The following is a 14,727-nucleotide window of genomic DNA, read 5'->3' as shown; positions in this document are numbered from 1 at the left end:
TCGTCGGGGTCAGGGAGCGTCCCTCAGGATCTGGGTGGCGCGCACGTGATCGAGCAGGGACTTATCCGTCAGCGCTTCTTCGGCTCGAACCGCCAGCCCCAAGCCGACCAAGTGCTCGAGGATCTCACCCTGGTGATCATCCACGTGCTCGTCATGGGTGTGTTCCCGCGCCATCAACAGGGGAATGTGTCCTTGATCCAGGATGTTCATGGCCACGCCGACGCCTGCGTGGGCGACGATCAGGTCGTGCTCGCGGAGTGCTGCCGCGAAATCAGCATCCGAGAGTTGCTCGACGACCTGCCCAGGCAGATCCGTGCGGCTGGTCGACCCGACCTGCCACAGAACATCAAGGTCGGGGTTCTGTCGGCAGTAAGCGAGCACGGTGTCGATCAAACGGTCGAATCGATAAGGCTTGATGGTGCCCAGGGTCACGAACACCCGGCGAATCGGTCGGGGAGGGCTGGGCTCCTGGCGATATTGAGACAGCACGGACGGGCCGAGGCGCCACGGTGGGCGGGCCCAATCCGAATGCTGTGAATAGAGGCCGATCTTCGGCAGCCGGGACAGGACTTTTCCTGTCAGCGACGGACCCTCGATGCGCGCGATGCTCTCGAGATAGACAGCGGGCTTGCCGCGCAGCAGGAGCGGGGGCAGCGCTGCCAGAGCCACACCGGCACCAGTCGACAGGCCACCCTCGACCTCCTTGAGCAGTGGCCAGAGGATGCGGCTCGCCTTGACGACGCCGCGATAGTCCCGCGGGCTCACATAAGGCACGAAGTGGACCTCTCGTCCACGGAGCAGGCTGCGGCTCTGTGGAGTGTCGAAAGTCACCCAGATGCTTGCCGGATCGACATCCAGCTGGGGAACCAAGCGTGTCAGCTCGGTCAGGTGTCCGCCCGTGGAACACACCAGGAGCAGTCGCCGACCCGACAGGTCAGCCAATGAATACCGCAAAGTCTCCCCCTTGTGGGCGCTGCTGAGGCGTGGAGCCCGATCCGCCGCAACCCGCGGCGACGGCTATTCGTGCCTCGGACTGGGGTCTCGATGCGCGCTCGATCATGCCACAGCTGCCAGTGCGGCCTGCGGCCGGCTCCCAGGGGAGTCGGCCGGACCAAGGTGAGAGTTCCGGACTGGGTGAGAGTTCAAGCGGCCTGTCGCTCAACGGCCACGATGCCGGCGAACAGGTCGGTCTCCGGAAGGCGGACTCCGACCCGGTCGATGGCCAACTCGAACTCCTCGGTCGGCCAGACGGCGCGCTGCACCTCGAGCGGCACCTGGAACCAGCCGCCGTTCGGGTCCACCTGCGTCGCATGGGCCAGCAGGGCTTGGTCGCGCACATGGAACCAGTCACCGCACTCCACCGACGTCGTGATCCGGGAGGGGTGTGCACGACCTTCGTGTGACCAGTTCTCGAGGCGCTCGGCGTACGGCGACTCCAAACCGCGCGCGACCATCTCCTGGTGCTGCGCGACCATCCGCGGGTGGTTCAGGGTGTGCTGGTAATAGACCTTCGGCACCTCCCACGCCCGTCCGAGGTCGGGGCGCACGGTCGGGTCTGCTGCCTGGCGGACAGCCGCCATCGTCACCTTGTGGCACATGATGTGGTCCGGGTGTGGATAGCCACCGAACTCGTCATAGGTCGTCACGACGTGCGGCTTCAGGTCCCGGATGAGTTGGACGAGGGGCGCGGCGGCCTCCTCGGGATCCTGCAGTGCGAAGCAGCCCTCGGGCAGGGCCGGCAGCGGGTCGCCCTCGGGGAGGCCGGAGTCCATGAACCCGAGCCATACCTGTTCGACACCGAGGATCTGTCGGGCCCGGTCCATCTCCCGACGCCGGACCTCGGGCAGGTTGGCGACGATGTCGGGGCGATCCATCGCCGGATTGAGGATCGAGCCCAGTTCGCCACCGGTGCAGGTCGCCACGACCACCCGAACGCCCTCCGCCACATAGCGCGCCGTGGTCGCCGCGCCCTTGCTCGACTCGTCGTCAGGGTGCGCATGCACGTGCAGCAGGCGCAGTTGATCGCCCTCAGGCGTGTAGCGCGGCAGGGACATGGTCATTGAGCAACTCCTCCAGGCACGGGGCAGAGATCCGGGACCCACCAGCACACAACACCCCACGGCGTGAGGTTGTTCCCGGCGTTCCGTTGTAGGGCACAGAGGGACAGGCAGCGCCTGTCGGTGGGCGGTGGCATGCTGGGGCCATGGCAAGAGCTGTGAGTCCCTTCGGTCGCGTCCTCCTGGTGACGGGCCCGGAAGCGTTGCTCGCGGAGCGTGCCGTGGACAAGCAGGTGGCACTGGCCGCCAAGGAGCGACCTGATGCCGACCGACATGACATCGAGGCTCTGCATCTCGATGCCGCACGGCTGGGGGAATTGGCGGGCGCATCGCTGTTCGCGAGCTCTTCGATCGCTGTGGTGCGTGATGTCGGGAGTCTGCCCGCCGAGCTGATCGATCATTTGGTCGCGTTGGCGGCGGATCCGCCCGAAGATGTTGCCCTGGTGCTGGTCCACGCAGGTGGTCAGAAGGGCCGTGGCCTGCTCGACAAGCTCAAGAAGACCAAGCCGGAGATCATCGACAACCCGTTGCCGAAACCCAAGGATCTTCTCCGGTTCGTCCACGACGAGGCAAAGGCCGCAAGGGTCAGGATCCCCGAGGATGCGGCGCAATTTCTCATCGATGCGGTCGGTCACGATCTGCGTGCGCTCGCGGCAGCCGTGAGCCAACTGGCCGCCGACCGAATGGGCGACGAAGAGGTGAGCATCGAGTTGGTGCGGCGCTATTTCGGCGGTCGCGCCGAGGTGAGCAGCTTTGCCGTCACCGACGAGATCCTGGCCGGCCGCACGGTGCGTGCGCTGGAGCAGCTCCGCTGGGCGCTGGACACCGGCACAGCGCCGGTCCTGGTCACGTCAGCGCTGGCTGCCGGGCTGCGGGGTCTCGGCAAGCTGCAGGCCAACCGGAGCGGAATGGGGGACAACGACCTCGCCAGGGACATCGGGGTTCCGCCCTGGAAGATCCGTTCCATGCGGGTTCAGTTGCGGGGGTGGGACGCGCGCGGACTCGCCGCCGCCATCCAGCACGTTGCTCAGGCAGATGCGGACGTCAAGGGCGCTGCCGATGATGCGGACTATGCGCTTGAGCGTTGCCTCCTGGCTGTCGTGGGCTGCCGGCGCGCCTGAAGCGCAAGACAGCGGGGCAGTCCCGTCGGAGCCAGCATCGCGCTCCACCGACTCAACGCCGAAAGGCGCCCCGACCGATGGTCGAGGCGCCCGAGAGGCTCAGCGGCGAGGGGTCAGAGCGCAGCAGCGCGGCTCGCAACCGCGGACTTCTTGTTGGCAGCCTGGTTGCGGTGGATGACACCCTTGCTGACCGCCTTGTCGAGGAGGCGGGTCGCCTTGCGGGCAGCGTCCTTCGCCTTCTCGCTATCACCGGTCTCCGCCGCCTCGTTGAAGCGACGGATAGCCGTCTTGAACTCGGACTTCACGGCCTTGTTGCGCAGCCGAGCCTTCTCGTTCGTCTTGTTCCGCTTGATCTGGGACTTGATATTCGCCACTGGGCAGGCCTCTGATTCGCTGAGTATTTCGTGGATGTGCTCGCGAAGGGTCGCGATAGCACGGTGGAAAACTATACGCCGCACAGCGCCCATCGCCAAACCGGCAGTTCACCGGAGGGCGTGCGGGGTGGCGCGCGTTCCCAAAAAGCCTAGGCCATCATTCGCTGTGATAGTTGCGCATCGCGGTGGCCAACATGAAATCTTCTCCGGTCGAGCGCAGCCGGTTGGCGTCTTCCTCGGTTATGGTGCCACCGCCCAACATGCGGCTGCCCGCGCCGCCCGTGGCCTCTTCGGGCCAGGCGTCCGGACGTTGGATCGTGGCCAGCCGGGGGTCGGAGGCGTCGCTCGGCTGAATGAAGATCGAGTCTTCACCGCAGCGGAACTGCACGGTCGGCAGCGCATGGGCCGGCTCGAGATCGGCCTGGTTGTCCAGCATCACGGTGAGGCCCATCAACTCGGGGTCGCCCTGCGGATGGCACCCCAAGCGCGTGAGCTCGGTGTCCACGGCCTGTGCGCCGGCGCGCAGATCCGGAGTGGAGATCGCGATGTTGCGCGTGGCGAAGCAATCCCATTCGGCCGTGGTGAAGGGGTCGTCCACGCAATAGTCGGCCCGCCAGTCGGCGATCACTTCCTGCTGGCGCATCAGTGGGGTCAGCCGGGCGTCGAGGCCCACCTGCGCATGGCTTGCCCGCTCGCGAATCCGCTTCTCCGACGGGTCGGTGGCCGACCCGCAGGCTGCGACGAGCGTGACCGCAGCGATGGGCACACACACCTTGAGAACGAGCCGGCGTACTCCCCGCCGACCCGCACCAACCACACTCACAACCCCACCGACACCTTTCGAGCGGCCCGACGATGCATCACCCATGCCGCGAACACGCCACCGATCGCACCACCCAGGTGCGCCTGCCAGGAAACGCCGACCTGGGTCGGGAAGACGCCCCAGAGGACCGAACCATAGAGGATGAAGACGAGGATCGAGATCAGGATCGATTTCACGTCGCGGGCGAAGAAGCCGCGCGCGACCAGGTAGGTCAACCACCCGAACACGACGCCCGAGGCGCCGACCACGATGTGATGCGCAGGCGTCAGGAGCCAAGCGGCGATGCCCGAGGACACCATCGACACCAACGTCGACCACGCCATGCGCAGCGCACCACCGCGTCCCACGAGAATCAGGAAGCCGAGCACGAGCAGCGGGATCGAGTTGGCGAGCAGGTGCCCGAACCCGGCATGCAGGAATGGCGCGAACAGAATGCCGGCCCAGCCCGTCGGCTCCTGGGCGTGGATGCCGAGGCGGTCGAGCCAGCCGAGCAGGATCGTGTCGATTATCTCGAGGATCCAGAGGAAGACAACGGCCACCACCATGAAGATCGCTGCCCCCTTGGGGGTTTCGACTTTGCGTGGGGGAGCGGTGGGGTTGGTGTACGCCATGCGTTCCATTCTCCTGACGACAGGGCCAGACTCAACCAACTCGCGCGCGCCGGACTTGCCGATGTCCGCAGCCCCCGTGGGACCTCGATGCGGCAGCGGCTTCAGGGCCCTTGACCGGAACCTGCGCGTCGTCGCCCGCAGGCGGGCCGAGCGATCGCGTGGCGCAAGTCCGCGCAATTGAACGCAATTGAAACTGTGAGACAATCGACCGTCCACCACACGCCGGGCGCACAGCCCCTGACTCAGGACGCACATGACCGCACCCATTGCCGGACAGACCGACCCGGCGATCATTCGCAACTTCTGCATCATCGCGCACATCGACCACGGCAAATCCACGTTGGCCGACCGCATGCTGCAGATCACCGGGATCGTCGACGACCGGGCGATGCGGGCGCAATACCTGGATCGGATGGACATCGAACGTGAGCGTGGCATCACGATCAAGTCGCAGGCGGTCCGGATGCCCTACGAGATCGACGGGCAGCATTATGTGTTGAACATGATCGACACCCCTGGCCACGTCGACTTCACTTATGAGGTCTCACGATCACTCGAAGCCTGCGAGGGTGCGATCCTCTTGGTCGACGCGGCGCAGGGCATCGAGGCCCAGACGCTGGCGAACCTCTATCTCGCGATCGATGCCGATCTGCACATCATTCCAGTGCTGAACAAGATCGACCTGCCGAGTGCACAGCCGGAGAAATATGCGGCGGAGATCGCCGGCATCATCGGCTGTGACCCCGACGAGGTGCTCAAGGTCAGCGCGAAGACCGGTGCAGGGGTCAAGGAGTTGCTCGACCACGTCGTCGCCGAGATTCCGCCACCCGTCGGCGATGCCGACGCTGCGGCACGCGCGCTCATCTTCGACTCGGTCTATGACACCTATCGCGGCGTGGTGACCTATGTGCGCGTGGTCGACGGGGAGTTGTCCCACCGGGAACGGATCCTGATGATGTCGACCAAGGCGACCCATGAGGTGCTTGAGGTGGGGGTGATCTCGCCCGAGCCGAAGAAGGTCGACAAGCTCGGTGTCGGTGAGACGGGCTATCTGATCACCGGTGTGAAGGAAGTCCGCCAATCCCGGGTGGGTGACACGGTCACCTCGGCGGTGCGGCCGGCGGCGGAGATGCTGTCGGGCTATCAGCACCCGAATCCGATGGTGTACGCAGGGCTCTATCCAATCGACGGGAACGACTTTCCCGAGCTGCGTGAAGCGCTCGAGAAGCTGCAGCTCAACGATGCCGCATTGACCTATGAGCCGGAGACCTCTGGCGCTCTGGGCTTCGGTTTCCGCATCGGCTTCCTCGGGCTGCTGCACATGGAGATCGTCCGCGAGCGGCTGGAGCGCGAGTTCAACCTGGATCTGATCTCCACCGCGCCCAACGTGGTCTATCGCGTGGTGCTGGAGGACGGGTCCGAGCACACGGTCACGAACCCGAGCGAATACCCGACCACAGGCAAGATCGCCGAGGTCTACGAACCCATGGTCAAGGCGACGATCCTGGCGCCGGCGGAATACATCGGCACGATCCTCGAGCTCTGCCAGACCCGCCGTGGTGTGCAGCAGGGCCTGGACTATCTGTCGGAGGACCGCGTCGAGATTCGCTATCTGCTGCCGCTGGCCGAGATCGTGTTCGACTTTTTCGACGCGCTCAAGTCACGGACCAAGGGGTACGCATCCCTCGATTACGACGACGCCGGTGAAGAGGCAGCGGATCTCGTCAAGGTCGACATTCTCCTGCACGGCGATCCCGTGGATGCGTTCTCCGCCATCGTCCACAAGGACAAGGCCTATGCCTATGGTGTCGCGATGGCGTCCAAGCTCAAGGAGCTCATCCCGCGGCAGCAGTTCGAGGTGCCGATCCAGGCAGCGATTGGCTCGCGGGTCATCGCGCGCGAGACCATCCGCGCCATCCGCAAGGACGTGCTCGCCAAGTGCTATGGCGGCGACATCTCCCGCAAGCGCAAGCTGCTCGAGAAGCAGAAGGAAGGCAAGAAGCGGATGAAGATGGTCGGCCGCGTGGAGGTGCCCCAGGAGGCGTTCGTCGCGGCACTCTCGACCGGCGAGGGCGGCAAGGACAAGGGCGAAAAATAGGCCCATGCGTCCCCTCGTGCTCGTTGCGCTCCCGCAGGAAGCCCGCTATCTGCCCGCGGACACCGACCTCGTGCTGACGGGCGTCGGGTTGACCAAGGCCGCGGTTGCCACCACGCGCGCGATCCTCGACCGAGCTCCGGCGCCCGAGCAGCGGGCCGACCTGCTGGTCGTCAACCTCGGCAGCGTGGGCGCGCTCGGCCCGCATCAGGAGGACGTCTTCGAGCCCTCAGCCGTCATCAACCGGGATGTCGACGAGGAGATGCTTCGTGCCCTCGGATTCACCCCGGACAACCGCATCGAGCTCGGCGGGACCGGACCGGTCCTCGGCAGCGGGGATGCGTTCGTGGCCGGCGGAGCAGCCCGACAGGCGCTCGTGGGGCGCTGTGATGTCGTGGACATGGAGGGCTTCGCCATCGCGTACGCCTGTCGCGAACTGGGCGTCCACCTCCGCGTGATCAAACACATTTCGGACTCGGCCGACGAGGCAGCCTTGGCCTGGACCGAATTGGCCGACCGCTCGGCCCGCGCACTTGCGGCCGCCTATGGACGACTGTTCGGCTGAGGCGCGGGCGCACTGGGCATCCAGCGGGGGATCCGCGGATCGACGGTGGTCGTGTTGGCCACCCGCCGCCGTTTGAGCCACCACCACACGATCCCGATGGCGATCGCATAGACGACGAGGGTGGCGAGCAGATCCAACGGGTTTCCGGTGGTGTCCTCGCTGACGAAGGCGGCGTCGAAGCCACCGAGGAACAGCGTGATGTGCATGGTCACCATGTTGTTGACCGTGTGCAGGGCGACCGCGGCCTCGAGGCCCCCGGAGCGCCACGTCAGGATGCCGGTGGCGACCGCCATGATCATGAGACTCCCGAGCACCCACGGATCGGCGCTCCCGTGCAGGAAACCGAACAGGACGGCGGAGGTGGTGATCGGCAGAGCCCAGGCAAGGACGCGGATTGCGAACAGCCCGCCGAGGTTCTGCAGCAGCCAGCCCCGAAACGCATATTCCTCACCAGCGGACTGCAGGGGTGTCGTGAGCCAGCACACCAGGAGCAGCGCCCACAGTTGTGGATGTGGGTTCAGGTCGGTGAGCGAGCCCCCGGACAGCGCGACCGACCCGAGCAGGAACAGCAGCCAGACCGGCAGCAGGAGCAGCGCCACTTGGCCGAAGAGCGCCCAGCGGAAGCGCCCGGCCACGGAATGCACGAATCCCGCACGGATGCCCTGCGCCACCCGGGTGGAGATGATCGAGGCGGGGATGAGAGTGGCGAGCCCGAGATTGACATACAACAACGATCCCGGCGACATCCGGACCGCGGACAGGTCGACCAGGGATGTCATGAACCACAGCGGATCCCAGCCGGCCACGAGGCCCACGACGATGAAAGCCAGGGTCACGATCAGCTGGCCTGCGCCGACAATCGCGCCGAGCAACAACAGCGAGACGAGGAACCGCCACCAGCGTCGCCCCGGTCGGGTGAGCCCGACATAGTCCACCGGTGTCGGCAAGGGCGGAGTGCCGGTCCGCGCGTGTGGGAGGGCAGGATGCGGGGGCGGCGGGAAATGGCGGGGCGGCGGCGAGCTCATGCGTCCATCCCAGCAGACCCTGACAAGCGATCGCCGCACTATCCACAGGCAAATCGCGGGATCGGTCCGCGATGCGACGGCCTTGCCGGCCTGGCCGCAACGGACAGGCCGGACCCGGCTCAGCCGAGGGTCAGCGCTCGAGCTCGCCGGCGATGAACGCTTCGAGCGAGGCACGCGCGACGTCATCGCGGCGCTGCTCGGGCGGGGACTTCATCAAATAGGACGAGGCCGACAGCAGCGGACCGCCCACGCCACGATCGAGACCGATCTTTGCCGCGCGGATGGCGTCGATGATCACGCCGGCGGAGTTGGGGGAGTCCCAGACCTCGAGCTTGTATTCGATGCTCATCGGCGCGTTCCCGAAGCCGTGGCCCTCGAGCCGGACGAACGCGAACTTGCGGTCCTCCAGCCACCCGACGTAGTCGGACGGGCCGATGTGCACATCGTTGTCGCCGAGTTCCTTGTCCAGGTTCGAGGTGACGGCCTGGGTCTTCGAGATCTTCTTGGACTCCAGCCGGTCGCGCTCGAGCATGTTCTTGAAGTCCATGTTGCCGCCGACGTTCAGCTGATAGGTGCGGTCGACCACATAGCCGCGCTCCTCCATCAGTCGCGCCATGACGCGGTGGGTGATGGTGGCACCCACCTGGGACTTGATGTCGTCGCCGACGATCGGCAAGCCGGCATCGGCGAACTTCTCGGCCCACTCTGGCGTGCCCGCGATGAACACCGGCAGCGCGTTCACGAACGCACAGCCCGCATCGATGGCTGCCTGCGCATAGAAGCGATCGGCCTCCTCCGAGCCCACCGGCAGATAGCTCACGACGACGTCGACCTTGGCCTCCTTGAGGCGCGCGACGACGTCGACCGGCGTGGCGGACGACTCGAGAATCGACTCCCGGTAATAGCGCCCAAGCCCATCCAGAGTCGGTCCCCGATCCACGATGATGCCGGTAGTCGGCACTTCGCAGAACACCAGCGTGTTGTTCTGCGAGGCATAGATGGCCTTCGAGAGATCCTGGCCAACCTTCTCGGCGTCCACGTCGAAAGCGGCGACGAACTGCACGTCACCGACGTGATAGTCACCGAAGCGCACATGCATCAGGCCGGGGACGACCTCGTCGTCCGCCGCGTTGCGATAGAACTCGACGCCCTGGACGAGCGAGGATGCACAGTTGCCGACGCCGACGATGGCGACACGGATGGGGTTTGTGGACACAGAGCCTCCTGAGGACAGGGTCCAAGCGTTTCGGAGGGTCCGCCTGCATGCGGGCCACCGGATATTGTAGTTGAAATTTCTTCCAGCCAGCGATTCGGGTGTTCCGTTGGGCAGAACGCCGCCCGCGGGCGTCTAGATTGTTGATCCCCGAGCATCGTTTCTCCTAGTCAACGCAGGAGGCAGAGCGGTGGTTCGGGTCAGTTCAGTTCCTCGCCGGGGCAATATCGCGCATCGCCTGCTTCTTCAGGTGAGCGGTGATCGCGCGGCATACCCTCCCGCCCCGGTCACCTTCGTTGTCGGATGTGGCTCTAACCTGACGGAATCGAACCAGTCGTTCCTCACCGGGCGACGAGTCAGGAAGGTGCCATGCCGTCGACGCTGCCCGAGGGCGACCCGGTCCCGCGCGACGGCTCGCTGCCGGCGGCGGCGCTCGCCGAGGTCCCGGACGCCACGCTGAGCATCTATCTGCATGTGCCCTTCTGTCGGTCGCGCTGCGGATATTGCGACTTCAACACCTATACGGCGGAGGAGCTCGGCGGCGGCGGCTCGAGGCGCGACTGGGCGGCTGCGGCGATCGCGGAGCTCGCCCTTGCGGATCGGGTGCTCGGGTCGGACCGTCCGGCGGTGGGCACGGTGTTCGTCGGCGGGGGTACGCCGACGTTGTTGCCAGCTGCGGATCTCGCACGGGTGCTGGCCGAGATCGAGGGACGGTTCGGTCTCGCCGCGGATGCGGAGGTCACCACGGAGTCCAACCCGGACAGCGTCGACGCGACCGATCTCGAAGCATTGCGGGCAGCGGGGTTCAACCGCATCTCGTTCGGCATGCAGTCGGCCGATGCCGGCGTACTGCGAATTCTCGACCGCGAGCACACCGCCGGCCGCGCGCAGGCTGCTGTGGCGGAGGCCCGCGCGGCGGGCTTCGACTCGATCAGCCTGGACCTCATCTATGGGACGCCAGGGGAGAGCCTCGACTCGTGGCGGAGCTCGCTCGATGCCGCGCTGGCGGCCGCACCCGACCATGTCAGCGCCTATGCGCTGATCGTCGAGGAGGGCACCCGGTTGGCAGCCCGGATGCGACGCGGTGAACTGCCGGAACCGGAGGACGACGATCTGGCGGACAAATACCTGCTCGCGGACGAGGTGCTGGGCAGGGCGGGCTTCGGGTGGTACGAGGTCAGCAACTGGGCCCGCACGCGTGCGGATCGGTGCCGACACAACCTGGCGTACTGGCGCGGCGGGACCTGGTGGGGCATCGGGCCCGGCGCGCACAGCCACGTGGGTGGGGTCAGGTTCTGGAACGTGAAGCACCCGACCGCATGGTCCGGTCGCCTGGCGGCGGGGGAGTCACCGGGGTACGCGCGCGAGGTGCTGGACGCGCCGACCCGACGCATCGAACGGATCCTGCTGGAACTGCGGTTGGCCGACGGGCTGCCGCTGGAGGTCCTGACAAAGTCCGAGCGCGGCCGGCTAGCGGGTCCCGTGGCCGGGGGACTGCTGGAGGTGCGCGCGGACCGTGCCGTCCTCACCCTCCGCGGACGGTTGCTCGCTGACGGGGTCGTCCGGGACCTGCTGGACTGACCGCGCGTGAGTGTCGTGTCCCGATCGCCGCGCCGCGCTCGCCTAGCATCACCAGGTGCGCTATTCCTCCGACGTGTTGAAGCCCGGCTGGCAACAGGCCGGGCGCAAGAAGTCCGCTGATCACCCGCTCGAGGTGGGTCTGGTGGTCGAGGACGTGTCGACCGGTTTCGTCGGCGCGGTCGTGCGCTGGGAGAACGGGATCGTGGTCCTCGAGGACCGCCGCGGCAAGACCCGGTCGTTCCCGCTCGGGGCCGGCTTCTGGATCGATGGCAAGCCGGTGTCGCTGGTGGTCCCGCAGAAGAAGGGCGCGCCGCCCAAGACCCTCACCCACACGGCATCGGGCTCGCGACGCAGTCAACCGGGGACGAAGGCCAAAGTCGCGCTGCCGAGCCGGATCTATGTCGAGGGCCGCCACGATGCCGAGCTGATCGAGAAGATCTGGGGCGACGACCTGCGTCACGTTGGGGTGGTGGTCGAGTTCCTCGGCGGCATCGACGACCTGCCGGCAATCGTGGAGAAGTTCGGGCCGGAGGAGGGGTGTCGGCTCGGCGTCCTGGCCGATCATCTTGTGGCGGGCAGCAAGGAGCAGCGGATCGCCGACGCCGTCGCGTCGGGACCCTATGCGGAGTGGGTTTTCGTCACAGGCCACCGGTTCATCGACATCTGGGCCGCCATCAAACCCGCCAAGGTCGGGCTGAAGGCGTGGCCGACGATCCCGCGCGGGACCGACTGGAAGTCCGGCATCTGCGCGCACCTGGGGTGGCCGCACGGGAACCAGGCGGACATCGCCCGGGCCTGGCAGCATCTGCTGTCCAAAGTCGACTCGTGGACCGATCTTGACCCGAAGCTGTTGACCGAGGTGGAGAAGCTCATCGATTTCGTCACCGCCGATCACGTGGGCTGACGCAGGGGTGCTTTCGCGAGCCACAGGGAACGGATGACGATCGCGGCCGCAAGGGCGATGCCGAGCCCGCGCCACAGCCAGCCGGTGGTGAGGAAGACCAGGACCATCGCCGTGATCGACGGCACGAGATAGCGCAAGGACCACACGAGGTAACCCCCGAAGCTGGGCGTCCGGACACCGGCTGAGTCCGCGACGGCCTTCACCATGAAGTTCGGTCCGTTGCCGATATAGGTGATCGCGCCGCACAGCACCGCACCCAGTGAGATGGCCAGGAGATAGGCCTCGGGGACACCTGGCGCGGTGCCGATCCGTGGCTCGCCCGGCAATTGCGCCGCCATCTCGAAGAACGTGACGTAGGTCGGGGCGTTGTCGAGGAAAGCCGACAGCGATCCGGAGAACACGAAGAAGGTCACCGTGTTGAGCGGCAGGTCGGGCGCCACCTGTCGCAGAAAGGCCAGCGCGGGGATCATGGCCAGGAAGATGCCGATGAACAGCGCTGCTACTTCGATGATCGGCGACCACGTGAACTGGTTCAGCTGGAACCGGACGTGCCGGCTGCCGACGAAATAGGACAGCGCGGCCGCGGTGAGAAAGAGCAGTTCTCGCCACGGGATCCACTGGGCGAGCCCGGCGTGACCGGTCTCGATGGCGTGCAGGTCGAGAGAGGGGACGAACGCGACGCCGAGGATCACGAGGGCGAAGAAGATGAAGTTGCGCTTGCCGACGACGCTCAGCTTGGTCTGGCTCGACTTGTCCCAGGCGATGGCGAAGTCGGACTCGTTGGCGTACGCCCGCCGGTCCATCGCGTAGTAAGTGAGCAGCAGCAACGTGTTCACCATCAGCCACTGCGGCCACAGCCCGAACGTCCATTCGAACGGCACCCCGCGGAGGAACCCCAGGAACAGGGGCGGGTCGCCGAGCGGGGTGAGCAGGCCGCCGCAGTTGGCCACGATGAAGATGGCGAACACCACCGTGTGCACCTTGTGCTCGCGCTCCCGGTTGGTGTTCAGCAGCGGACGGATGAGGAGCATCGCTGCACCGGTGGTGCCGATGAACGAGGCGGCCACGCCACCAATGGCGAGGAAGGTCGTGTTCGCCCGCGGGGTAGCGCGGATGTCGCCGCTCAGAAAGATGCCCCCCGACACCACGAACAGGGCGAACAGCAGACAGATGAACTGTCCGTACTCCACCAGCGCATGAATCACGGACAATCCCTCGCCGGCCACGACGAACCACAACGCGACGGGCAGGCCGCACGCGAGCGCTACCGCCAGTTTGACCCGGTTGCGCTCCCACGCGTGTTCGGTCGCCGGGATCAGCGGAAGAATCGCGATGGACAGCAGCAGGGTCACGAACGGCAAAGCAGACCACCACTGCACCGTCATTGCGTGGATGGTCACATTCGCTCCCGCGCGCTCGCCGTTGAGTCGCCGGCGTGCTGCACCGGATTGGCTGATTATGACCGAGACCGGTCCATGAGATAGCCGGACGCGACATTTTGGCAATCTGCGGCAATGTAGTGCCATGACCGGATCAGGGCTGACCACCGAGCAGATCCTGCTGTTGATGCAGGAGACCGCCGAGGAGGTCATCCGACCACGCTGGCGAGCACTTGCCGACGACGACATCTCGGAGAAGAACCCCGGCGACTTCGTGACGGTCGCAGACCACGAAGCCGAAGTGCGGATCTCCGCTCTGCTGCACGCCGCCTATCCCGACGCCCTGATCGTCGGGGAGGAGGCCACTGCGGCGGACCCCGGGGCGGCGGACCTGGTGCACGACGTGCCGCACGCCTTCGTGATCGACCCCGTCGACGGAACGCGGAATTTCATTCATGGCCGCAAGGACTATGCGGTGATGGTCGGGGAACTGCGGTCCGGAGAGATCACCCGCGGGTGGATCTGGCAGCCCGAACTCGACAGGGCGTGGGTCGCCGAGCTCGGGTCCGGCGCCACCTGCAACGATCAGCCGGTCACCCTGCCGACGCCGGATCTCGCCCACGTCCGCGGCGCCACGACCCACCGTCGCCTGCTGCGTCGGCGCCCCGCGGGGGTGGAAGAACTCGGCTGGACCTTCTATGCCTGCGGGATCGACTATCCGAACATCGCGCTCGGCATCGGTGATTTCCTGATCTATCGCCACATGAAGCCCTGGGACCACGTCCCGGGCTCGCTGATCCTCCGCGAGGCGGGCGGGATATCCCGCACGATCGACGGCCGGGACTATCGGGCCGAACCCACTGACGAGCCGCTCGTGGTGGCTGTGAACGAGGAGACCTGGGAGATCGGGCGGCGCTGCATCACAGGGTGACGTGACCACCGAGGTGCGGTCCTGACCACAAGCGGAGCGCGGGGGTGC

General features: G+C 66.4%; 14 protein-coding genes. 6 read left to right on the top strand and 8 right to left on the bottom strand.

Annotated elements, in window-relative coordinates; all coding sequences use genetic code 11:
* Positions 1–9: 9 nt before the first annotated feature.
* Entirely contained in the window at positions 10–831 is an 822-nt protein-coding gene (locus ACQ260_RS04285; RefSeq protein ID WP_432558147.1) for a glycosyltransferase, read from the bottom strand.
* A 311-nt stretch (positions 832–1,142) separates the two neighbouring features.
* A complete protein-coding gene (gene mca / locus ACQ260_RS04280) occupies positions 1,143–2,054 on the bottom strand; it encodes a mycothiol conjugate amidase Mca (RefSeq protein WP_432558371.1) in 912 nt (303 codons plus the stop codon).
* A 149-nt stretch (positions 2,055–2,203) separates the two neighbouring features.
* Here mca and holA point away from each other — a divergent pair, with 149 nt between their 5' ends.
* Positions 2,204–3,178: a DNA polymerase III subunit delta gene (holA, locus tag ACQ260_RS04275; protein WP_432558146.1), complete on the top strand. Its 975-nt coding sequence runs from the start codon at positions 2,204–2,206 to the stop codon at positions 3,176–3,178.
* 113 nt (positions 3,179–3,291) lie between these two features.
* Here the strand turns inward: holA and rpsT are convergent, their stop codons facing one another.
* The 3 genes from rpsT to ACQ260_RS04260 all read right to left on the bottom strand — a co-directional run bounded on the left by rpsT (position 3,292) and on the right by ACQ260_RS04260 (position 4,920).
* Positions 3,292–3,552, bottom strand: coding sequence for a 30S ribosomal protein S20 (rpsT, locus tag ACQ260_RS04270; RefSeq protein WP_432558145.1), 261 nt, complete (start codon positions 3,550–3,552; stop codon positions 3,292–3,294).
* Between the two features lie 157 nt (positions 3,553–3,709).
* Positions 3,710–4,375, bottom strand: a complete 666-nt coding sequence (locus ACQ260_RS04265) for a hypothetical protein (RefSeq protein ID WP_432558144.1) — start codon at positions 4,373–4,375, stop codon at positions 3,710–3,712.
* Positions 4,372–4,920 carry a rhomboid family intramembrane serine protease gene (locus ACQ260_RS04260; protein WP_432558370.1) on the bottom strand — a complete coding sequence of 183 codons (549 nt, stop codon included), beginning with the start codon at positions 4,918–4,920 and terminating at the stop codon, positions 4,372–4,374. The genes ACQ260_RS04265 and ACQ260_RS04260 overlap by 4 nt, the downstream gene beginning before the upstream one ends.
* Before the next feature lie 319 nt (positions 4,921–5,239).
* Here ACQ260_RS04260 and lepA point away from each other — a divergent pair, with 319 nt between their 5' ends.
* Both lepA and ACQ260_RS04250 read left to right on the top strand, forming a co-directional pair.
* The gene (lepA, locus tag ACQ260_RS04255; protein ID WP_432558143.1) at positions 5,240–7,084 is read left to right on the top strand and encodes a translation elongation factor 4; all 1,845 of its coding nucleotides are present in this window, start codon (positions 5,240–5,242) and stop codon (positions 7,082–7,084) included.
* A gap of 4 nt (positions 7,085–7,088) precedes the next feature.
* Positions 7,089–7,646 carry a nucleosidase gene (locus tag ACQ260_RS04250; protein WP_432558142.1) on the top strand — a complete coding sequence of 186 codons (558 nt, stop codon included), beginning with the start codon at positions 7,089–7,091 and terminating at the stop codon, positions 7,644–7,646.
* On the opposite strand, the gene ACQ260_RS04245 is transcribed toward ACQ260_RS04250, so the two are convergent.
* Both ACQ260_RS04245 and ACQ260_RS04240 read right to left on the bottom strand, forming a co-directional pair.
* Positions 7,625–8,671 (bottom strand): CPBP family intramembrane glutamic endopeptidase, encoded by a 1,047-nt coding sequence (locus ACQ260_RS04245; protein ID WP_432558141.1) that lies wholly within the window; start codon positions 8,669–8,671, stop codon positions 7,625–7,627. The genes ACQ260_RS04250 and ACQ260_RS04245 overlap by 22 nt on opposite strands.
* 130 nt (positions 8,672–8,801) lie before the next feature.
* Positions 8,802–9,887 (bottom strand): inositol-3-phosphate synthase, encoded by a 1,086-nt coding sequence (locus ACQ260_RS04240; protein ID WP_432558140.1) that lies wholly within the window; start codon positions 9,885–9,887, stop codon positions 8,802–8,804.
* Between the two features lie 366 nt (positions 9,888–10,253).
* Here ACQ260_RS04240 and hemW point away from each other — a divergent pair, with 366 nt between their 5' ends.
* Both hemW and ACQ260_RS04230 read left to right on the top strand, forming a co-directional pair.
* Entirely contained in the window at positions 10,254–11,465 is a 1,212-nt protein-coding gene (gene hemW, locus ACQ260_RS04235; RefSeq protein ID WP_432558139.1) for a radical SAM family heme chaperone HemW, read from the top strand.
* Positions 11,466–11,520: 55 nt separating this feature from the next.
* Positions 11,521–12,369 (top strand): DUF3097 domain-containing protein, encoded by an 849-nt coding sequence (locus ACQ260_RS04230; protein ID WP_432558138.1) that lies wholly within the window; start codon positions 11,521–11,523, stop codon positions 12,367–12,369.
* Here the strand turns inward: ACQ260_RS04230 and ACQ260_RS04225 are convergent.
* Positions 12,357–13,769 (bottom strand): sodium:proton antiporter, encoded by a 1,413-nt coding sequence (locus tag ACQ260_RS04225; RefSeq protein ID WP_432558137.1) that lies wholly within the window; start codon positions 13,767–13,769, stop codon positions 12,357–12,359. The genes ACQ260_RS04230 and ACQ260_RS04225 overlap by 13 nt on opposite strands.
* Before the next feature lie 124 nt (positions 13,770–13,893).
* On the opposite strand from ACQ260_RS04225, the gene ACQ260_RS04220 reads away from it, so the two are divergent.
* Positions 13,894–14,679: an inositol monophosphatase family protein gene (locus ACQ260_RS04220; RefSeq protein ID WP_432558136.1), complete on the top strand. Its 786-nt coding sequence runs from the start codon at positions 13,894–13,896 to the stop codon at positions 14,677–14,679.
* Positions 14,680–14,727 lie beyond the last annotated feature (48 nt).

The sequence above is a fragment of the Ammonicoccus luteus genome (genome assembly GCF_050880385.1).
Lineage (GTDB): Bacteria > Actinomycetota > Actinomycetes > Propionibacteriales > Propionibacteriaceae > Enemella.
Note: the sequence above shows the minus strand (reverse complement) of the source record. Positions and strands in the feature narration are given on the sequence as shown.